Origin of the sequence: Streptomyces sp. SM10 (assembly GCF_002910915.1) — a bacterium.
Taxonomy (GTDB): Bacteria; Actinomycetota; Actinomycetes; order Streptomycetales; family Streptomycetaceae; genus Streptomyces.
The window spans coordinates 43,171-65,492 of record NZ_NEUF01000132.1 but is presented as its reverse complement, the minus strand read 5'-3'; the positions used below and the strand labels follow the sequence as shown (position 1 = coordinate 65,492).

Below are 22,322 nucleotides of genomic sequence, written 5' to 3'. Positions count from 1 at the left end.
TGCTGGCCGACGGCCGACGGCAGGGTGCCGCCGCACGGACTACCGCGTGGCCGGCACCGCTTCAGGAGCCGGCAGGAACCCTGTGCCGTGGAAGTAGGTGAGGTAGCGGGTCAGGACGGCGTCGGTCAGCACCGGCAGGCGGACTCCCAGAGCCGCCGCGGCCTCGGCCGTCCGGCCGGAGTCGAAGTGACGGCGGTGGCGCGCCTCGTGCCGGGTCTGCCCCTCGTCGCCGAGGAACAGCTGGGCGGCGTTGTCGTGCTGAGCCGCCACGAGGGCCTGCCACCGTGCCGCGGGGACGGTCCGCAGGTCGTGCCCGAGGCCGGCTGCGATCTCGAAGACGCGCTCCAGCCCCGGCGCGTCGGGGTTGGTGAAGTGGTACGTCTCCGCCTCGGCCCCACCGGACAGGGACAGGGCGACGACCGCCGCGCTGACGTGGTCCACGGGCACCCAGTCCGTGGAGCCGTACGGCAGGTCCGGCACCGCACCGGCCTGGAGGCATCCCTTGATGAGCTGCCACAGCAGGTCACGGTCCTGGCAGGCACCGGTGACGGTGTCGCCGCTGATGCGGCCCGGTCGGTGGACGGTCACCGGCAGGCCACGCTCCCGGGCCAGGCCGACCAGCCCCTCGGCGACCCACTTGCTCTGCGCGTAGCCGTCCGGCAGTCCGGATGCCGGACCCGTCGGGGTGGACTCCGTGACGGTGGCGTCCCCCTCCCCGGGCGCCGGTGCGTAGACGCTCGTGGTCGAGACGTGGTGCATCCCGGGTGAGGCGGAGTCGGCGAGCAGGCGCAGCAGTTCCTCCGTGCCGGCGACGTTGGGGGCGCGCAGGTTCCGGTACCCGGCGGCGAAGTTGACGTGCGCGCCGTTGTGCAGGACGGGGCCGAGGCGGCGGACCAGGGCGGTCCGGGCCCCGGGTGACAGGCCGAGGCCCGGGGCGGCGAGGTCGCCCGGTACCGGACGGATCAGCTCCGCGTACCCGGGGCGCCAGAGGCCGTACTGCTCCAGGTTGGCCCGGAGCCGGTGCGCCGCCTGCTGCTCGTCCTTCGCCCGTACGAGGCAGTCGACCGGTGCGCCGGTGGTCTCGATGAGGTCGCGCAGGAGGAAGGCGCCGAGGAAGCCGGAGGCGCCGGTGAGGAACGGCCGGGCCGTGGGGCGGAGCGCGGTGCGCGGGCGGCCCCTGTCCGTGATGTCCGCGGCGAGCCGGACCTCGGCCACGAGGTCCTGCGGGACCGCGTGCTCCTGGTGGTCCTCCTCTCCGGCGGCGTGGCCCAGGAGGCGGTCGACGCCCTCGACGGTCGGCGCGGCGAACAGCGCTCGGAGGCTGAGGCGTCGGCCGCAGCGTTCCTCGATGCGCCGGGCCAGGGTCACGGCGAGCAGCGAGTGGCCGCCGAGGGCGAAGAAGTCGTCCGTGACGCCGACCTCGGGCACGCCCAGCGTCCCGGCGAACACCTCGCACAGGGCGCGCTCGCGCCCTGTGCGGGGCGCACGGCCTCCGGGCGGTGCGGTGCGGCCGGGCGCGGGCAGGGCCCGCCGGTCCGTCTTGCCGTTGGGTGTGAGGGGCAGGGCCTCGAGGCGTACGCAGGCGGAGGGGACCATGTGGTCGGGCAGGAGTGTGGCGAGGTGGGCACGCACCTCGGTCTCACCGGGGCCCGCCCCGCCGTCCGCGGACACGGTGTAGGCGACCAGACGGCGGTCACCCGGCCGGTCCTCACGGACGACGGCGCAGGCCGCGGCGATGCCCGGCAGGGCGGTGAGCGCGGCCTCGATCTCGCCGAGTTCGATGCGGAAGCCCCGGAGCTTGACCTGGTCGTCGACACGCGCCACGTAGACGAGCGCGCCGAGCTCCCCGTCGGCCGTCCACCGCACCAGATCACCGGTGCGGTACATGCGGCCCCCAGTGCGGTCGAAGGGGTCGGCGACGAAGCGGGACGCGGTCAGGGCGGCCCGGCCGTGGTACCCGCGGGCCACCCCCTCGCCGGACACGTACAGCTCGCCGACCACACCGGGCGGTACGGGCCCCAGCCGGTGGTCCAGGACATGGACCCGGGTGCCGTCGACCGGGACCCCGATGGGCACGGCGCGGTCGGGTGCGAGCTGCCCGTCCGGCTGCTGGAAGCCGCTCATGGTGGCGCAGACGGTGGTCTCCGTCGGGCCGTAGGCGTTGACCAGGAACCGGTCCCCCGCCCAGTCGTGCACCAGGGCGGGCGGGCACGCCTCGCCGGCGAGGACCATGGTGGTCCCGGCGGGCAGGGAACCGGGCGGCATCACGGCGAGGGCGGCGGGCGGCAGGGTGAGGTGGGTGACACCCCGTTCGCGGACCAGGGCCGCGAGAGCGGGGCCGGGCAGCAGGGCGTCCCGCTCGTCGATCTCCAGGCAGGCCCCGGAGAGCAGGCCCATGCACAATTCCCAGAACGCGGCGTCGAAGCTGACGGACGCCATGTGCAGGACACGGCTGCCGGGGCCGACGCGCAGCCGCTCGGTCTGCGTCCCGACCATGGCGCGAACACCCTGGTGGGTGACCACGACCCCCTTGGGGCGTCCGGTGGAACCGGAGGTGTAGATGACGTAGGCGGGGTTGCCCGGGTGCGGCCGCGGGGCCGCACCCGGGCGCACGGCCGCCGGGGTGCCGGGCCCGAGGTCGCCCGCGTACAGGTGGGGCACCGTGGACTGCGGGAGCCGGGCGTGGACCGCGGGCGTGGTGAGCAGGAGGCGCGGCCGGGAGTCGTCGAGCATGTGGGAGAGGCGGCGGACCGGGTAGTCGGGGTCGAGCGGCACGTACGCGGCCCCGGCCTTGAGGATGCCGAGGAGCGTCACGACGAGGTCGTGCGTGCGGGGCAGGGCGACGGCCACCCGGTCCTCGGGGCCGATGCCCAGCGCCGTGAGGTGGTGGGCGAGGGCGTCGGCGCGGGCGTCGAGTTCGGCGTAGGTGAGGGTCGTGGCGGCGTCACGGACCGCGGGGGCGTCCGGGGTCCGCCGTACCCGGGCCTCGAAGAGCGCGGGGACGGTCGTCCCGGGCCGATGCTCCACGGGTCCGGTCCCCCGGGCGGTGAGGATGCCCCGCTCGGCCGGGGTGAGGACGTCGTACGCACGCAGCGGGCGGCCGGGGTCGGCGGTGACCGCGGTGAGGAGCACCACGAGTCTGTCGGCGAGGGCGCGGACGGTGGCCGCGTCGAACAGTTCCGTCGCGTAGTCGACGGCCGCCCGCATGCCGGTGGGCGCCCCGCTGTCGTCGTACGTCTCGGTGAAGGTGAAGGACAGGTCGAACTTGCTGACCCCGGGGTCGACCGGGACGCCGTCGACGGTGAGGCCGGGCAGGTCCAGGGGGGCGGCGGGGGTGTGGTTCTGGAGGATGAGCATCGTCTGGAAGAGCGGATGGTGGTTCTGCGAGCGAGGGGGGTTGAGCAGTTCGACCAGGCGCTCGAGGGGGACGTCCTGGTGGGCGTAGGCGGAGAGGTCGGACTCCTTGACCCGGTCCAGGAGTTCGAGGAACGTCGGGTCGCCGGTCAGGTCCGTGCGGAGGACGAGCGTGTTCACGAAGAGGCCGACGAGGTCGCAGGCGGCTTCGTCGGTGCGGCCGGCGACGGCCGTGCCCAGGGGGATGTCGTCGCCGGCGCCGTGCCGGGAGAGCAGGAGCGACAGGGCGGCCTGGAGCACCATGAAGACGCTGCATCCTCCTGTGCGGGCGAGGCCGGCGATCTGCCGGGCGGTGTCGCCGTCCACGGCGAACTCGTGGGTGGAGCCGATGTGACGGGGCACGGCCGGGCGCTGCCGGTCCCACGGCAGTTCGACGATCTGCGGCAGACCTTCCAGCGCCTCCTTCCAGTACGCGAGCTGCCGTGCCACGAGGCTGTCGGGGTCACGCTCGTCGCCCAGCAGGCGGCGCTGCCAGAGGGTGTGGTCCGCGTAGTCGACGGGGTGTGCGCTCCACACCGGGGCCTCGGCGCGGGTGCGGGCGCGGTAGGCGGCGCCGAGGTCGTGGGCGAGGGGTGCCAGGGACGAGCCGTCGGCGGCGATGTGGTGGATCACGAGGACCAGGACGTGCGCGTCGTCGGCCAGGCGTAGGAGGGTCGCCTCGACCGGGATGTGGTGCTCGATGTCGATCGGTGCGCTCGCTGCCGCCCGGATCCGGTCGGGGAGTTCGTCCGGGCCCGCGGATCGGAGGTGGAAGGGGAGGCGGACGTCGGCCGCGCCGGTGATGTTCTGGACCGGCCCGCCCTCGTGCTCGGGGAAGACGGTGCGCAGGGCGGCGTGCCGGGCGACGACGTCGTGGAGTGCCTGGTGCAGGGCGTCCGTGTCGAGCGGCCCGTCGATGCGTACGGCGAAGGGGATGTTGTACGTCGCGGAGGGGCCTTCGAGCCGGTGCAGGAACCACAGCCGTTGCTGGGCGTAGGAGAGCGGGAGCGTGGCCGGGCGCTTCTGGGGGACGAGCGCGGGGCGGGCCGGGCGCCCGGCGTTCGCCAGAGCGGCGGCGAGCGTGGCGACGGTGGGGTTCTCGAAGAGGGTGCGGATCTCCGTCTCGGTGCCCAGCGCCGTGCGGACGCGGCCGGCCAGACGGGTCGCGGTGAGGGAGTGGCCGCCCAGCGCGAAGAAGCTGTCGTCGATGCCGACGCGTGGCACTCCGAGCACCTCCGCGAACAGCCCCGCGAGAATCTCCTCGTGCGCGCCGCGCGGCATTCTGCGGCCGGCGGCGGAGGGGCCGGCCGGTGAGGGGAGGGCCTTCCGGTCGAGCTTGCCGTTGGAAGTGAGCGGCAGCGAGTCGAGCGGCTGGACGACGGCAGGCACCATGTAGGCCGGCAGGCGGCGGCCGACCTGTGCCGTGAGCAGGTCGGGATCGGGGACGTGGCCGGGGGCGGGGACGACGTAGGCGACGAGGGTGCGGTCGCCGGGCAGGTCCTCCCGGACCAGCACGACGGCGGCGCGTACGGACGGTTCGGCTCGGAGCACCGCCTCGATCTCGGCGGGTTCGATGCGGTGGCCGCGCAGCTTGATCTGCTGGTCGGCCCTGGCCACGTGGTGCAGGCAGCCGTCGGCACTCCGGCGCACGAGGTCTCCGGTGCGGTACATGCGCGTGCCGTCACCGGCGAACGGGTCGGCCGGGAACCGGGTCGCGGTGAGCCCGGGACGCCCCAGGTAGCCACGCGCGACACCGGGTCCCGCGACGTAGAGCTCGCCCTCGGCTCCGGACGGCACGGGCCTCAGGGCTCGGTCCAGGACGTAGGCGCGCACCCCGTCGAGCGGACGGCCGATGGAGGGCACGCCGTCGGGGGTGTCGTCGGGCAGGACGCGGCGGCGGGTCGAGAAGGTGGTGGTCTCGGTCGGGCCGTAGACGTGGAGGAAGGTGGTGTCCGGGTGGTTTGCGGCCAGGCGCTGGAGGACTCCGGGCGCGGCGGCCTCGCCCCCGGTGGCGGCGAGGCGGAGCAGGCCGAGTGCACCCGGGTCGGTCTCGGCCAGTGCGTTGAACAGGGCCGTCGTCAGGAACGCCGCCGTCACGCCGTACCGGGCCACGAGGTCGCGGAGCACGGCGGGCTGGAGCGTTCCCTCGGGGGCGACGACCACGCGGCCGCCGTTGAGGAGCGGGGCCCAGATCTCGAAGGTGGAGGCGTCGAAGACGTACGCGGAGTGGAGCAGGACGGCGTCGACGGTGCCGCGGTCCCAGGCGCGGTCGGCCGCCAGGGCGGTGATGTCGGCGTGGGTGACGCCGACGCCCTTGGGCAGGCCGGTGGAGCCGGAGGTGAACATCACGTACGCGAGCCGGGCACCGCCCGTGACGGCGCGGAGGGGCCCGGACGCGTCGGGGCCCCCCTTGCGGACCCGTCCTGCGGCGTCGACGCACACCACGGGCACGTCGGGGCCGAGTTGGCGCACCCAGGGGTGGGTGCGGGTCGACTCGTCGACGATCAGGGCGCGCGGGGCGGTCACTTCGGTGACCCGGGTGAGCCGATCGACGGGCCAGCCGGGGTCGAGCGGCACGTAGGCGGCGCCGGCGCGCAGTGCGGCCAGGGAGGCGGTGACCTGGGCGGCCGAGCGGCCGAGGAGGATGCCGACGCCGTCCTCGGCGCCGGTTCCCAGCCCTGTCAGGACACCGGCCAGCTCGTCCGAGAGCTCCTGCAGATGCCGATACGTCAGCTGCTCGCCGGCGCCGGTGACCGCCATGTCGCCCGGGTGGAGGGCGGCGTGCCGGGCGACGGCGTCCGGCACACTCACGTCGGCCGCGGTACCGGCGAGTTCGGCTCCGCGCCCCTGGGTGAGCAGTGCCTCGCGCTCACCGTCCAGGAGGACGGGGACCGCGTCGGCCCGGCGGTCGAGCCCCTCCGCCATCACCGTCAGCAGCCGCTGCAGGCGGGCGCAGGTGCGGGTCACCTCGTCGCGGCCGAGGACGGCGGTCCGGTAGCCGAAGGTGATCCTCAGGGTGTCGCCCGGGGCGACGGTGAGGGTGAGCGGGTAGTGGGCCGCGTCCGTGCCGCTGAACCCGGTGACGGCGAGGCCGGGCAGGCCCTGCTGCGCGGTGCGCAGGGCCTCGGCGTCCAGCGGGTAGTTCTCGAACACGACGAGGGTGTCGAAGAGTTCGTCCAGGCCGGTGACGCCGCGTATCTCGGTCAGGCCCACGTACTGGCTGCCGAGGAGCCGCCCCTGTTCCTCCTGGAGCCGGGTCAGGAGGGCGGCCAGGGTGTCGCCGGGCAGCGGGTTCACCCGCACCGGCACGGTGTTGATGAACAGGCCGACCATCGACTCGATGCCGGGGATCTCGGGCGGGCGGCCGGACACGGTCGTCCCGAACACGGTGTCGGGGCGTCCGGTGAGGTGGGCGAGGATCAGCCCCCAGGCGCCCTGGACCAGGGTGTTGAGGGTGAGCCGGTGGGCGCGGGCGGTCTCGCGCAGCCGGTCCGTCGTGGCCGCGTCCACCGTGAGGACGAGCGTTGCGGGCAGTTCGCCGGAGTCCGGCACGTGCGCCCCGCCCCGCCCCGCGAGCCGGGTCGGCGCCTCGATTCCGGCGAGGGCGGTGCGCCAGGTGTCCAGCGCGGCGCCGCGGTCCTGCTGGGCCAGCCAGGCCAGATAGGTGCGGTAGGGGGCGACGCGGGGCAGGGCGCTGTCGTCCCCCCGGCGCGCGTAGAGCTCGAACAGCTCCCGCACGAGCAGGGGCATCGACCATCCGTCGAGGAGGATGTGGTGGCTGGTCATGACCAGCCGGTGGCGCAGCGGCGCCGTGCGCACCAGGGTGAACCGCATCAGCGGCGGGGTGGTCAGGTCGAAGCGGCGGGTGCGGTCGGCGGCGAGGAAGGCGGTGAGGCGCTCCCGCACCGTGCCTGTGCCGTCCGCCCGGGTCAGGTCCAGCTCCTCCAGCGGCAGCGGTACGTGGGCGGCCACGGCCTGCACGGGTTCGTCCAGGCCCTCGTGGAGGAAGCCGACCCGGAGGTTGGCATGGCGCCGCAGCAGGCCGGCGACGGCGGCGCCCAGCGCGGTGACGTCGACGGAGCCCTCGAGGTCGAAGACGAACTGCGCGGTGTAGACGTCCACGGCCCGGGAGTCGTACAGCGCGTGGAAGAGCATGCCTGACTGCAACGGCGTCGGAGGAAGTACGTCCTCCAGCTGGAACCCTGTCACTTGCGTCCACCCCACATGTTCTGCAGTCGGTCGATCTGGGCCTGGTCGAGCGAGACCAGGGGAAGGTCGGACGGCGTCCAGCCGCCCGCGCCGGGTCGTTCGGTGTGTTCGGCCAGGGCATGGAGGGCCCGGGTGAAGGCGTCGGTCAGGGCCTCCACGTCCTCTTCCTTCAGAAGGTCGCTGGGCCAGGTCCAGCGGGTCACCAGGCGCGGCCCGTCGGGCAGGTCCTCGGTGTGCGCGTTGATGTCGAGGACGTGGTGGACGGGCATGTCCGGGTCCTGGCTCCGTGGACCGCCGCCGTCGAGCACCACGTCCCAGTCGGCGCTCTCCGCCTCCGGTGGAGCCGCGTACCGCCCGAGGTAGTTGAAGCCGATCTGCGGCTCCGGCGCGTCGGCCAGCCGGCGGCGGGTGGCGGGGTTGAGGTGGCGCAGCATCCCGTAGCCGACGCCGTGGTCGGGGACGGCCCGCAGCTGTTCCTTGACGCGCTTGAGTGCGCGCTCCACCAGCGCGGAGTCGAAGCGTCGCGGGTCGACCGCGTCCACGGGCCCGGGGTCGATCCGGACCGGGTAGAGGCTGGTGAACCAGCCGACGGTCCGCGACAGGTCGATGCCGTCCGCGATCTGCTCGCGGCCGTGGCCCTCCAGGTCGAGGAGGACGCCGGTGGTGCCCGGTGGGAGTCCGCCGAGCCGGGTGGCGCGTTCCGCGCGCCAGGAGCAGAGGGCGAGGGCCAGGCCGGTGAGCAGGACGTCGTCCACCCCTGCGTGGAAGGCGGCGGGGACGGTCGTCAGCAGCGGTTTCGTCCGGTCGGCGGACAGGTGGGTGGTCAGGGTGCGCGTCCGGTCGGCCGTGTCCAGGTGGGGGTCGAGCGGCCGGTACCCCAGCGGCGGGTCGGGGGTCCTCGACACCGACTCCCACAGCGGGAGTTCCGCCGCACGTCCGGCGCCGAGCGCCTGCGACGCGAGGAGTCGGGCCCAGTCCCGGTAGGGCGTGGTCACGGCGGGCAGGTCCGGCGCCGTGGCATCGGCGTCGCCGCCGGTGGCCGTCAGGGCGGTGACGTGTTGCCAGGCGGTGGCCAGGTCGGCGGCGAGGATGCGCCAGGAGACCGCGTCGACGGCCAGGTGGTGCACGACGAGCAGGAGCCGTCCGCGTGTGTCCGGTCCGGCGTCGCACCAGACCGCCTCGACCACCTCCGCGTGCGCGGGCCGCAGCCGTCTGCGCGCCTCTTCCCCGGCTTCGGTGACGGCGGCGCGCACCGCGTCGGCGCCGAGTCCGGAGACGTCGATCCGGGTGAAGCGGTGGCGTGCCCGCACGGTGCCGGCCGGCATGGCTTCGAGGCGGGGCTCTCCTCCCGCCGTGCGGTCGACACGCAGGCGGAGCATGTCGTGGTGGTCGAGGAGGAGTTGGAGGGCGGCCACGAGTGAGTCCTGGTCGGCGCCCAGGGGCGTGCGCAGCAGCCCCGACTGGTTGTAGCCGTCCGACGTGCCGGGCCGTTCCAGGAACCAGGCGGCGATGGGTGTCGGCGGCATCTCCCCCGTTCCCTGTCCCGCCGGTGCGGCGCCGACGGCCTGGTCCAGCGTGGTGGAGGCGGCCGCGATGGCCTCGGGCGTGCGGTGGACGAAGACGTCGCGCGGGGTGACGCCCAGGCCCGCCTCGCGGACCCGGCTGACGAGCTGGATGGAGAGGATGCTGTCCCCTCCGAGGGCGAAGAAGTCGTCGTCGGTACGGACGTCGGGGGTGCGCAGTACCGAGGCGAACACGTCCAGGACGACGCGTTCCTGTGCGGTGCGCGGCTGTCCGCCCGGCCGGGTGGCGTCGGAGCGCTCCGGGGCGGGCAGGGCGCGGCGGTCGGTCTTGCCGTTGGACGTCAGCGGCAGTGCGTCGAGGGTGACGAGGAGGGCGGGCACCATGTACGGCGGAAGCACCGACGTCAGCCGGGCCCGCACCTCGCCGTCGTCGGGGGCCGCCCCACCGCCGCGCGGGCCGGGAACGGTGTAGGCGACCAGGCGCCGTTCGCCGGGCTGGTCCTCGCGGACGACGGCGCACGCGGCGGCGATGCCGTCGAGAGCGGTGAGAGCCGCCTCGATCTCACCGAGTTCGATGCGGAAGCCGTGCAACTTGATCTGGTCGTCGGACCGGGAGACGTAGGTGAGCACTCCGTCGGCGTCGCGTCGGACGAGGTCGCCGGTGCGGTACATGCGGCTTCCGGCGGGGCCGAACGGATCGGCGACGAACCGCTCGGCGGTCAGGGCGCGGCGCCCCAGGTAGCCGCGCGCGAGTCCGTCGCCCGCGACATGGAGCTCACCGGTGACACCCGGCGGAACCGGCCGGAGCCCCGCGTCCAGGACGTAGGCACGGGTGTTGTCGACGGGACGGCCGAGCGGCACGGTCCCCTCCACCGCGGAGCCTCCCGCCCCACCGTCCCGGTCGTGGTGGGCGGTCGCGTCGATGGTCGTCTCCGTGGGCCCGTACAGGTTGTGCACCTCGACCCGCCAGGCCTGCCGGACGCGCTCGGCCAGGGTCCGGGGCAGGGGTTCGCCGCCGCACAGCACGGCACGCAGGGTGTCCGGCGCGTCGGCGGGGCGGGTCTCGGTCAGGACGAGCGAGAGGTGCGGGGGCACGAACTGCACGAGGGTGACGCCCGCGTCCCGCATCCGGGCCAGCAGCGCGGCGGGGTCGTGGTTGACGGACGGTGGCACGGGGCAGGTGGCCCCTCCCTGCAGGAGCGGCAGCCAGGTCTCCCAGACGGAGGCGTCGAAGCTGGACGAGGTGCGCGCGAGGATCCGGTCGTCGTCGGTGAGGCCGATGTGGCCGGCCATCCACGCCATGTGGTTCGTCAGGGAGCCGTGGGTGACGACGACGCCCTTGGGGCGGCCTGTGGAGCCCGAGGTGTAGATGACGTAGGCCGCGTCGAGGGGGCCGGGCGCGGCTTCGGGCGGCGGGGTGCCTCCGGTGGACCATGCGGCCCGGTCGTCGAGCGCGAGGCACGGCACGGACAGCGCGAGGCCTGCGGATCGGGCGGTGCCCAGGGTGAGGAGCAACGCGGGGCGGGCGTCGTCCAGCATGTACGAGATGCGCGACTCGGGGTAGTCCAGGTCGAGGGGCAGGCAGGCGGCGCCCGCCTTGGCGATCGCCAGCATCGCCACGACCTGGTCCGACGTGCCGTCCGGGGCGAGGGCGACGAGGTCGCCCCGGCTGATGCCCCGGCGGTGCAGGTGGTGCGCCAGGTCGTCCGAGAGCGCGTCGAGTTCGCCGAAGGTCAGACCCCGGGCACCCTCCCGCACAGCTGTGGCGCGGGGGTTCCGGGCGCACTGCGCGCGGAACGCCTCGGGCGCGGTGCGCGCCGTCAGGGGCCGGACCGGCCCGTGCGCAGCGCGGTCGAGGCGCTCCCGCTCGGCCGTGTCCAGGACGTCCGCCGCGTGGACGCGCTGCCCGGGGTCGGTGGCGAGCGAGGCGAGCAGGCGGGTCAGCCGGGCCGCCAGGGTTCGGGCGGTGGCGTGTTCGAAGAGCTCGGTGGAGAACTCCAGGACGCCGTCGAGGCCGGCCGACCCGCCCGCCCCGTCGTGGCGCTCGGTGAAGGTGAAGGTGAGGTCGAACTTGCTGATCCCGGTGTGGACGTGCTCCTCGGACACCGTCAGGCCGGGCAGGTCGAGGGCGGCGTCCGCCTGGTTCTGGAGGACGAGCATCGTCTGGAAGAGCGGGTGGTGGTTCGGAGCCCGGTCCCGGCCGAGGACGTCCACCAGCCGCTCGAAGGGGACGTCCTGGTGGGCGTAGGCGGCGAGGTCGAAGTCACGGACGCGGTCGACCACCTCGCCGAAGGTGGGATCTCCCGTCAGGTCGGTGCGCAGGACGAGGGTGTTGACGAAGAACCCCACCAGGTCGTCGAGGGCTTCGTCGGTGCGCCCCGCGACCGCGGTGCCGAGCGGGATGTCCTCGCCCGCGCCGTGGCGGGAGAGGAGGACCGACAGGGCGGCCTGGAGCACCATGAAGAGGCTGCACCCGCGGGCGCGGGTGAGGTCCGCCAGCGCACGGTGGGTGTCCGCGTCGACGGTGAACGCGAACGCGTCCCCGCGGTACTCCGTGACGGCGGGGCGGGGCCGGTCGTAGGGCAGGTCGAGGAGGTCGGGGGCCCCGGTCAGCGCGGTGCGCCAGAAGTCCAGCTGGCGGGCGGCCTGGCTGGACGGGTCGTCCTCGTCGCCGAGGAGCGCGCGCTGCCACAGGGTGTAGTCGGCGTACTGGACGCCGAGTTCGGTCCAGGCGGGCTCCACGCCCTCGGTCCGCGCGCGGTAGGCCTCACCGAGGTCGCGGGCCAGCGGGGCGAGCGACCAGCCGTCGCCGGCGATGTGGTGGATGACCAGGGCCAGGACGTGTGTCTCGGCGCCGGTGCGCAGGAGCCGTGCCCGTACGGGGAGTTCCGTGCTCACGTCGAAGGCGTGAGCCGTCTCGGCGCTCAGGACCTCCCCGAGGCGGGCCGGTTCGGTGTCGTGCGGTGTCAGATGGAGGGCGGCCTCTCCGGGGTCGAGGACGAGCTGACGCGCCACGCCGTCGGTGTCGGGGAAGACGGTACGCAGGCTCTCGTGACGGTCGACGACGTCCCCGAGGGCGCTTTCCAGGGCCTCCACGTCGAGGGGGCCGTCCAGGCGGAGCACGAGGGGCACGTTGTAGGTGGCGCTGGGCCCTTCGAGCCTGCTGAGGAACCACAGGCGCCGCTGTGCGAAGGAGAGCGGCAGCGGATCGGGGCGGCCGTGCACACGCTCCAGAGGTCGTCTGGCCTCTTCGGCGCCGTCCAGCGCGGCAGCGAGCGCGGCCGGGGTGGGGTGCTCGAAGACAGCCTTGACCTGGACCTCCACGGAGAGGGCGGTCCGGATGCGTGCGGCGAGACGGGTGGCGAGCAGGGAGTGGCCGCCCAGGGCGAAGAAGTCGTCGTCGACTCCGGCGCCGTCCCTGCCGAGTACGTCGGCGAAGACCGCGCAGAGGATCTCCTCACGGGCGGTCCGGGCGGCGCGCCCGCGGTCCGGTGCCTGGTGCCCAGGTTCGGGCAGGGCACGCCGGTCCACCTTCCCGTTGACGGTGAGCGGGAACGCGTCGAGCGGGACGATCGCGGTGGGCACCATGTAGGCGGGCAGGGACCGGCCGACCGCCCGGGCGAGCTCGCCCGGTTCGGGGTGTGCCCCGGGCGTGGGCACCACGTAGGCGACGAGCCGCCGGTCGCCGGGGACGTCCTCACGGACGACGGCGAAGGAGTCGGCCACGCCGTCGCAGCAGGCCAGCACGGTCTCGACCTCGCCGAGTTCGATGCGGTAGCCGCGCAGCTTCACCTGGCCGTCGGCCCGGGCGACGTACGCGATCTGCCCGTCGGGCGTCCAGCGCACCAGGTCGCCGGTGCGGTACATGCGCCCGCCCTCCGGGTCGAAGGGGTCGGCGACGAAACGCGTGGCGGTCAGGCCGGGGAGGCCGGTGTACCCGCGTGCCACGCCGCGTCCGGCGAGATGCAGCTCGCCCACGACGCCCGGCGGGACCGGGCGCAGGGAGCCGTCGAGGACGTACAGGCGCATGCCGTCCAGGGCGCGCCCGATGGGCGGTGGGCCCGGCGGGAGGTCGGCCGCCACGTCGTAGCGGGTGGCGAAGGTGGTCGTCTCGGTGGGGCCGTAGACGTGGAGGACCCGTACGCCGGGCGCGGCACCGGCGACCCTCTGCATCGCGTCCGGGGAGGCCAGTTCCCCTCCGGCGCACACGAGTCGCAGGCCCGCGAAGGCCCCCGGCCCGGTCTCCGCGATCACGTTGAACAGGGCCGTGGTCATGAAGACGGCGGTCACCCCGTGCGTGTGGACGGCGTCCCCGAGGACCCCGGCCTCCAGGATCCCGTCCGGCGCGACGACGATGCGGCCGCCGCGCAGCAGCGGGGCCCAGATCTCGAAGGTGGAGGCGTCGAAGACGTACGCGGAGTGCATGAGGACCGCGTCGGCGGCGCCGCCCTCCCAGGCCGAGTCCGCCGCGAGCGCCACGACGTCGGCGTGGGTGACACCGACGCCCTTGGGCAGACCGGTGGAGCCGGACGTGGACATCACGTAGGCGAGGGCCCCGGCGCCCGGAACGCGCGCCGGGAGTCCGGGGTGTTCGGGTGCGCCCCGCAGGATCCGGCCGGTGCTGTCCACGGTCACGACCGGGAGCCGGTGGGCCGTCGCCCTCACCCAGGGAGAGCCGAGGGCGTCCTCGTCGACGACGAGGACCCGCACGGACGCCACCCCGGCGACCTGTTCGAGCCGTTCCCCGGGCCAGCGGGCGTCGAGGGGGACGTAGGCGCCTGCCGCGCGGACCGCCCCGAGGGAGACCGGCACGACGGCCGGCGATCTGCCGAGCAGGACGCCGACGCCGGACTCGGGGCCGATACCGAGGCCCGCCAGCGCTCCGGCGAGGGCGGCGGAGAGCCGGTCGAGCTCGGCGTAGGTGAGGGTGACGCCCTCGCCGGTCACGGCCACGGCGTCCGGAGTGCGGTGGGACTGCGCCTCGAAGAGCGCGGGGAGGGTGGCGTCCGCGGAGCCGGAGGGCAGCGTCCGGCCTGTCCCCCAGCCCCGTACGCGGGCGTGCTCCCCCCGCGTCATCAGGTCGTAGCCCGCCAGGGGCCGGCCGGGGTCGTCCGCGACCTGCTCAAGGAGACGGACGAGGCGTGCCGCCAGGGTCTCGACGGTGGTCCGGTCGAAGAGAGCGGTGGCGTATTCGATCCCTGCGGTGAGACCGCGCTCCGCACGCTCCTCGGCGAAGGCGAAGGTGAGGTCGAACTTGCTCAGCCCGTTGTGGACGAGGCGGTCCTCGACGGTGAGGCCCGGCAGGTCGGCACGGGCCGTCTCCTGGTTCTGGAGGACCAGCATGGTCTGGAACAGCGGGTGGTGGTTGCGTGCCCGCACGGGGTTGACGCTCTCGACGAGACGCTCGAAGGGCACGTCCTGGTGCGCGTAGGCGGCCAGGTCGAACTCCCTGACGCGTGCCAGCACTTCCTCGAACGTCGGGCTGCCGGACAGGTCCGTGCGCAGGACGAGCGTGTTGACGAAGAATCCGACCAGCTCTTCCAGGTCCTCCTCCGAGCGGCCGGCGACCGGCGAGCCGAGCGGGATGTCGTCCCCCGCGCCGTGCCGGTGGAGCAGGGTGGCCACCGCTGCCTGGAGGACCATGAACAGGCTGCTGCCCGACTCCCTTGCCAGCTCCAGGAGCCGGGCGTGCAGGGACGGCGGCACCTCGAAGGTGTGGACGGCCCCCCTCGGGTCGGCCGTGACCGGCCGCGGCCGGTCCAGCGGCAGGTCGATCAGTCCGGGCAGGCCCGCGAGCGCGGCGTGCCAGTGGTCGAGCTGTTGCCGCAGGAGGCTCCCGGGTGCTGCGCCGTCCCCGAGGGCCGTGTACTGCCAGAGCGTGTAGTCGGCGTACTGGACGCGGAGCCGGGTCCAGGAGGGCTCGACACCCTCGGTCCGTGCCCGGTAGGCCTCACCCAGGTCGCGGGCGAGCGGGGCCAGCGACCAGCCGTCGCTCGCGATGTGGTGCAGGACGAGGACCAGGACGTGGTGGCCCGGTGCGGAGCGCAGGAGGACGGCGCGCAGCGGTGGGTCGGTGACGACGTCGAACGGCTCGCGCACGGTGGCCAGAACCAGCGCCTCCAGGTCGGCGGGCGCCGTGGTGACGAGGGGCAGGTCCGGCGTGGCGGCGTCGACGGGGAGTACCGACTGGTGCGGGACGCCCTCCCGTTCGGGGAACACGGTGCGCAGCGCCTCGTGCCGTTCCACCACGTCCCGCAGGGCGGCACGGAGGGCTTCGACGTCCGGTGCGCCGTCCAGTTCGAGGACGAGGGGGATGTGGTAGGCGGAGTTGGGCCCCTCCAGCCGGTCGAGGAACCACAGACGCTGCTGGGCGAAGGAGAGCGGCAGCGGATCGGGGCGCCGGGCCGCGGGCACCAGCGGAGGGCGCGAGTGGCCCTGCGGGTCGAGGACACGGGCCAGCCCGGCGACCGTCGGGTGCTCGAAGAGGGTGCGTACGCCGACTTCGGCGCCGAGGACGGCGCGAATCCGGCTGACGACGCGCATGGCGAGGAGCGAGTGGCCGCCCAGGTCGAAGAAGCTGTCGTGCGGGCCGACGAGGGAGCGGTCCAGGACATCGGCGAAGATCCCGGCGAGCAGGTCCTCCTGGAAGGTGCTCCCGGCCCGTCCGGCGGGGGTCGGGGTCTCCGCATCGGGCTGCGGCAGGGCCCGCCGGTCCACCTTGCCGTTGGGCAGGACCGGAAGGGCGTCCAGGACCACGACGGCGCCCGGCACCATGTAGTGCGGCAGGGTAAGGGCGAGGGCGGCGCGCAGGGCCTCCGGACGCGGAGCCGGGTCACCGGCGACGGCGTAGCCGACGAGGCGGCGCCGGCCGGGTATGTCCTCGCGGATCACGGCGCAGGCTGCCGTGACGCCCTGTCCTGCCAGGAGCGCGGCCTCGACCTCGCCCAGCTCGATCCGGAAGCCCCGGAGTTTGACCTGGTCGTCGGCGCGCGCGACGTAGTCGAGCAGACCGTCCCCGGTCCACCGTACGAGGTCGCCCGTCCGGTACATGCGGGCACCGGTGGCGTCGAACGGGTCGGCGACGAACCGTGCGGCGGTCAGCCCCCGGCGGTCCAGGTAGCCGCGGGCCAGGTTGGTGCCCGACAGGTACAGCTCGCCGGTGACCCCGGGCGGTACGGGCCGCAGCCTGTCGTCGAGCACGTAGGCCCGCATGGCGTCGACGGGGCGGCCTATCGGGACGGTCTCGGACACCGTTCCGGTGGCCCCGTGGCCGGCGGCCCGGTGGGCGGTCGCGTCGATGGTCGCCTCGGTCGGCCCGTAGAGGTTGTGCACCTCGCTCCCCCACCGCTCGGCGACGTCGTCGGCGAGGACGCGCGGCAGCGGCTCGCCACCGCACAGGACGGCGCGCAGGGCGGGCAGCGGCACGGTGGGGGACGCGTCGGCAAGGACGAGGGCCAGGTGCGAGGGGACGAACTGGGCGACGGTGACGCCGAATCGGCTCATCCAGGAGACCAGTTCCCGGGGCTCGCGGTTGGCGTCGGCCGGGAGCACGCAGACCGCTGCGCCGTTCATCAGGGGCAGCCACAGCTCCCAGACGGACGCGTCGAAACTGGTGGAGGTACGGGCGAGGACCCGGTCGTCCGGGGTGATGTCCAGGTACCGGGCCATCCACGCCATGTGGCCGGCCAGGGCGGCGTGCGGCACCACCACGCCCTTGGGCCTGCCGCTGGAGCCGGAGGTGTGGACGACGTAGGCGGGATCGGCAGGGTGGGGTGTGCCGAGGGCCGCCGGGAGGGGGCCCGTGCGACGGTTGGCCGGGGCGTCGAGGGCCAGCCACGGCACGTCGCAGTCGGGCAGGTCCCGGTGGGTGTCCGTGGTGGTGAGCAGCAGCACGGGCCGGGCGTCGTCGAGCATGTGCAGGATGCGGGCGGACGGGTACTGGGGGTCGACCGGCAGGTAGGCGGCGCCCGCCCGCAGGACGGCCAGCATGGCGACGACGGTGTCCACGGACGGCGGTACGGCGAGGGCCACCCTGTCCTCACGACCGGCGCCCCGTTCGCGCAGGAGCTGGGCCAGGGAGTCGGCGCGGGCGTCGAGTTCGGCGTAGGTGAGGCTCGTGTGCGCGTCCCGCGCGGCGACCGCGTCCGGGGTGCGGGACGCCCACTCCCTGACCGCTTCGGTCACGGTGCGCACGGGCGGGCGCGGCTGCGCGCCGCGTCCTTGTGCGAGGAGGCGGTCGCGCTCGCCCGGCGCGAGCGGGTCGAGAGCGTCGAGGGGGCTGTCGGGGTCGGTCACCGCCTGGGTGAGGATGCGTGCGAAACGGTCGCACAGGGCACGGGCGGTGGTGGCGTCGAAGAGGTCGGTGGCGTACTCCAGGTACCCGCCGATGCCGGCGGGAGAGCCCGTCGAGCCGCCCGGGGCGGTCGCTTCGGTCGCTTCGGTCGCTTCGGTCGCTTCGGTCAGCGAGAACGTCAGGTCGAACTTGCTGATGCCGGTGTGCCGGGACCGGTCGTGGACGGTCACGCCGGGCAGTTCGAGCTCCGCCCTCCCCTGGCTCTGGAGGACCAGCATGGTCTGGAAGAGCGGGTGGTGGTCGGCCGAACGCTCGGGGTTGAGTGCCTCCACGATGCGCTCGAAGGGGAGGTCGGCGTGGCTGAGGGCGGCGATGCCGGACTCCTTCACCCGGCCGAGCAGCTCACGGAAGGTCGGGGCACCGGAGAGGTCCGTGCGCACGACGACGGTGTTGACGAAGAACCCGACCAGATCCTCCAGGGCGTCGTCGGTGCGTCCGGCCACCGCTGTTCCCAGCGGGATGTCAGCGCCGGCACCGTGGGCGCGCAACGTCACGGCGAGAGCTGCCTGGAGCACCATGAAGGGGGTGCACCCGGCCGTGCGGGCGAGCCGGGTGAGGGCGCTGTGGGCGGGTGCGGGCAGCGCGAAGGCAACGGTGTCGCCCCGGTGGCTGGGCACCGGCGGGCGGGGCCGGTCGAGGGGCAGGCTGATCAGTGCGGGGGCACCGCGCAGTGCCTCGCGCCAGAAGACGAGCTGACGCGCGGCCAGGCCCTCCGGGTCGCCGTCGTCCCCCAGGAGCCGGCGCTGCCAGAGGGCGTAGTCGGCGTACTGGACGGGAAGCGGGGGCCAGTCGGGTGTGCCGCTGCCTTCGGTCCTGGCGCGGTAGGCCGCACCGAGGTCGCGGCTGAGCGGGCCGAGCGACCAGCCGTCGGCGACGACGTGGTGCAGGACGAGCGCGAGGACGTGGCGGCTGTGGCCCAGACGGAACAGCCGGGCACGGATCGCGGCGTCGCGCGCGAGGTCGAAGGGAGCCGCGGCCAGACGGCGGACCGACGCCTCGGTCCAGACGGCGGACTCCTCGTCGGAGGGGGCTGACTCGACGGCCAGGGGAACGAGCGCTGCCGCGGCTTCCGGGTCGAGGACCATCTGACGGGCGACGCCGTCGTGTTCGGCGAAGACGGTGCGCAGGCTCTCGTGACGGGCGACCACGTCGGCCAGGGCGCCGCGCAGGGCGTCCACGTCCAGGGGCCCGTCGAGTTCGAGCACGAGCGGCACGTTGTAGGTGTCGCCGGCCTCTTCGGCACGGTTGAGGAACCACAGCCGCTGCTGCGCGAAGGACAGCGGCACCACGTCGGGTCGCCGCTGCGGCGCGAGGACGGGCCGGGCCGGACCAGTGGTGTCGATGGCCGCCGCGAGGGCGGCGACGGTGGGGTGGTCGAAGAGCGTACGCAGGCCGAGTTCGGCGCCCAGCGCCGCCCGCACCCTGCCGGTGAGACGGGTGGCGAGCAGGGAGTGGCCGCCCAGGGAGAAGAAGTTGTCGTCGACGCCGACCGCGGGCACGCCCAGGACGTCGGCGAAGAGCCCGGCCAGCACCTCTTCGTGAGCGGTGCGCGGAGCACGGCCCACAGCGGTGGTGGCGCGGGGGACGGGCAGGGCGCTGCGGTCGACCTTCCCGTTGGCGTTGAGCGGCAGCGCGTCGAGGGGGACGAACACGGAGGGCACCATGTACGCGGGCAGGGCGTCCCCCACGCGGCGGGCCAGGGCGGCACCGTCCGACCGGGCGCCGGGGGCGTGCACGACGTAGGCGACGAGCCTCCGGTCGCCGGGTACGTCCTCGCGGACCAGTACGCGGGCGGCACGCACGGCCGGATCGCTGAGCAGGACGTTCTCGATCTCAGCGGGTTCGATGCGGAACCCGCGGAGTTTGACCTGCCCGTCGGCGCGCCCGACGTACTCGATGTCACCGCCGGCGGTCCAGCGCACGAGGTCGCCGGTGCGGTACATGCGACCGCCGTCCACGTCGTGCGGGTCGGCGACGAACCGTGTGGCCGTCGACGCGGGGCGGCCCTGGTAGCCGCGGGCGACTCCGTGGCCCGCGACGTACAGTTCCCCCACGACTCCGGGCGGTACCAGGGCGAGCGCGCCGTCGAGCACGTAGAGGCGCATTCCGTCGAGCGCCCGGCCTATGGGAGGCACACCCGGTGTGGCGGCCGACACCGGATGGCGGGTGGCGAAGGTCGTGGTCTCGGTGGGGCCGTACACGTGCAGCACCTGCGTGCCGGGCGAGGCGGCGGCGACCCGCCGCGTCAGGTCGGGGGAGGCGGCCTCTCCCCCGGTGGCGACCAGGCGCAGCCCGGAGAAGGCGGTGCGGTCCGTCTCGGCCACCAGATCGAACAGAGCCGTCGTCAGGAAGAGCGCGGTCACCCCGTGCCGCTCGGCCATCTCCCCCACGGCCCGCGCCTCCAGGACACCGGGAGGTGCGACGACCACGCAGCCGCCGTTCAGCAGCGGCACCCAGATCTCGAACGTCGAGGCGTCGAAGACGTAGGCCGAGTGCATCAGCACGGCGTCGGACACGCCGTCCGCCCACGTGGTGTCGGCGGCCAGCGCGAGGACGTCGGCATGGGTGACGCCGACCCCCTTGGGCAGGCCGGTGGAGCCGGAGGTGAACATGACGTAGGCCAGCCGGTCGCCGCGGAGGACGCCCGGCGGCGGACCCGGCGTCGACGGGGCACCGCGCACGATGCCGCCCCGGCCGTCGACGACGATCACCGGAAGGACGGAGGCCGTCTCCACGACCCAGGGCCGTCCGGCGGCGGTTTCGTCGACCACCAGGGCGCGGACACACGCGATGTCGACGACGCGCCCGAGCCGCTCGGACGGCCAGTCCCCGTCCATCGGGACGTAGGCGGCCCCCGCCGCGACCGCGGCGAGCGTGGCGGGCACCACGGCCGCCGAGCGGCCCACGAGGACGCCGACACCGTCCTCGGCGCCGATGCCCCAGCCCGCCAGGGCGCGCGACAGGGCCTCCGCAGCCCCGGCCACCTCCTGGTAGGTGAGCGTCACCGCGCCGTCCACCACCGCCCGGGCGTCGGGTGTTCGACGTGCCCACGCACCGAAGACCTCCGGCAGGCTCGATGCCACACCCTTCGCCGGGAGTGAGGCGCCGCGCCCCCGCAGGAGCAGCGCGCCGGCCTCCGCGTCGTCGACGAACGGCAGGTCGCCGAGGGGCAGGTCCGCGGGTGCGCCGGCCAGGGCCGACAGGAAGGAGACGATGGCCCGCTGGTGAAGCCGCACGTCCTCGGGGCGGTACAGCTGCGCGTCGGTGTCGAAGCCGATCAACGGCCCGCTGCCTTCGGACCTTTCGGAGATGAAGAAGGACACGTCGTCGACCGGTCCGATGGACAGCACGCGGGACCTGGCGGGGCTGCCGCCGAAGTCGAGGTCGTAGTCGTATCCCATGATGTTGACGACGACGTCGGTGAGGCGCGCCGCGCCGTCGGCCATGTTCAGGTCACGGGCCAGCTGTTCGCGGGAGAAGCGGCGGTGGCGCAGTGCGCCCCGCATCTCGTCGGCGACGGCGCGTACGAGGGCGCCGACCGTCGTGTCGGGGGTGAGGGTCAGGCGGAGCGGCAGGATGTTGGCCGTCATGCCGACGACGTGCCGGAGTCCCCCGTGGCGACCGTTGGAGGCGAGACCCACACTGACGTCCTGGCTGCCGGTGACCCGGCCGACGTAGGCGGCCACCGCGCTCACGAGGACGGCGGTCCAGCTGGTGCGGCTGACGGACGCGAGCCGGCGCAGCCCGTCCAGGACGGCGACGGGCAGCGTCTCGCCGGTGTGCAGCCGGACGTCCTCCTCGGCGGGCTCGTTCGGGGCCGGCCCATCGGTCCGCCTGCGGATGAGCGACGTGCCGCCGCGTGTACCGCCGCCCCCGGCAGCGGCCGTGTCCTCCGACCCGCCGTCGGCCGGATCGGCGAACCTCGCTCTCCAGTAGGCACGGTCGGCCTCGTGGCGCGGCGAGCCGCTGTAGGCAGCCTCGTCGGATATGAGATCACGCAGAGGCGCGTCGGGCAGCACCGCCGTGGCGAGGTCCTCACCGCGCGCGGCCCGTGCGTAGAGATCGGCCACGCTGCGGGCGAAGACCGCACCGCCGAGGCCGTCGACGGCGATGTGGTGGTAGCGGATGTACCAGTAGCGCACCCGGGGGCCGAGACGCATCAGGGCGAAGTGGTGGTTCGGGGCGTCGAGCCTGTCGACGGTCGCCATGTCGTCCGCCATGTAACGCTCGGCTGCGGCGACCGGGTCGTCCGCACCGGACAGGTCGACCAGGCGGAGGCGGTCCGCGGGGCAGGTCCCGGGGCGGCGGACGACGCGCTGACGAACCGTTTCACCTGTGGTGACGAATTCGAGGTTGAGACTGTCACAGAGCGTGGCGGCTCGGCCGAGCGCGGCGGCGAACAACGCTTCGTCGAGGTCGCCGCGAATCTCGAAGCACTCTCCGATGTTGTATTTCGGACTGTCCGGATCGACCAACTGTCCGTACCAGACACCTTGCTGGGCCGCGGTGAGCCCGAGGAACTCTTCGGGGGGACCGCATTCGACGAGAGGGCGACGGTTTTCACGCATACCGGTAACACCTTTGGGGAGAGATTTCGGGGACCACGGAGCGGGCAGGTCGAAATCCGGCCATACCTTTGCACCGAACGCCGGTCACGAACGGATGCACCTACGGAAGCCGTCCCGGCGAAACCCCTCAGGAACTCCCGGAGGCTCGCCCCGGGCAGCGGAACCCGGAATGAGACGGACGTGTCGTCACGCGTCCAGGACAGGCCGGAGCGGGTACCTCCGGCAATCGATGAACAGCACATGAACGACACACAGGAAGGCAGCCTGGACACGGGG

Annotated in this window: 2 protein-coding genes; both read right to left on the bottom strand. The window is 74.2% G+C overall.

Features of this window, described 5'->3' with window-relative positions:
* Positions 1 to 39: 39 nt before the first annotated feature.
* Positions 40 to 7,602 (bottom strand): non-ribosomal peptide synthetase, encoded by a 7,563-nt coding sequence (locus tag B9S57_RS21200; RefSeq protein ID WP_103517143.1) that lies wholly within the window; start codon positions 7,600 to 7,602, stop codon positions 40 to 42.
* Positions 7,599 to 22,046, bottom strand: coding sequence for a non-ribosomal peptide synthetase (locus B9S57_RS21195; protein WP_103517142.1), 14,448 nt, complete (start codon positions 22,044 to 22,046; stop codon positions 7,599 to 7,601). The genes B9S57_RS21200 and B9S57_RS21195 overlap by 4 nt, the downstream gene beginning before the upstream one ends.
* Positions 22,047 to 22,322: the final 276 nt, after the last annotated feature.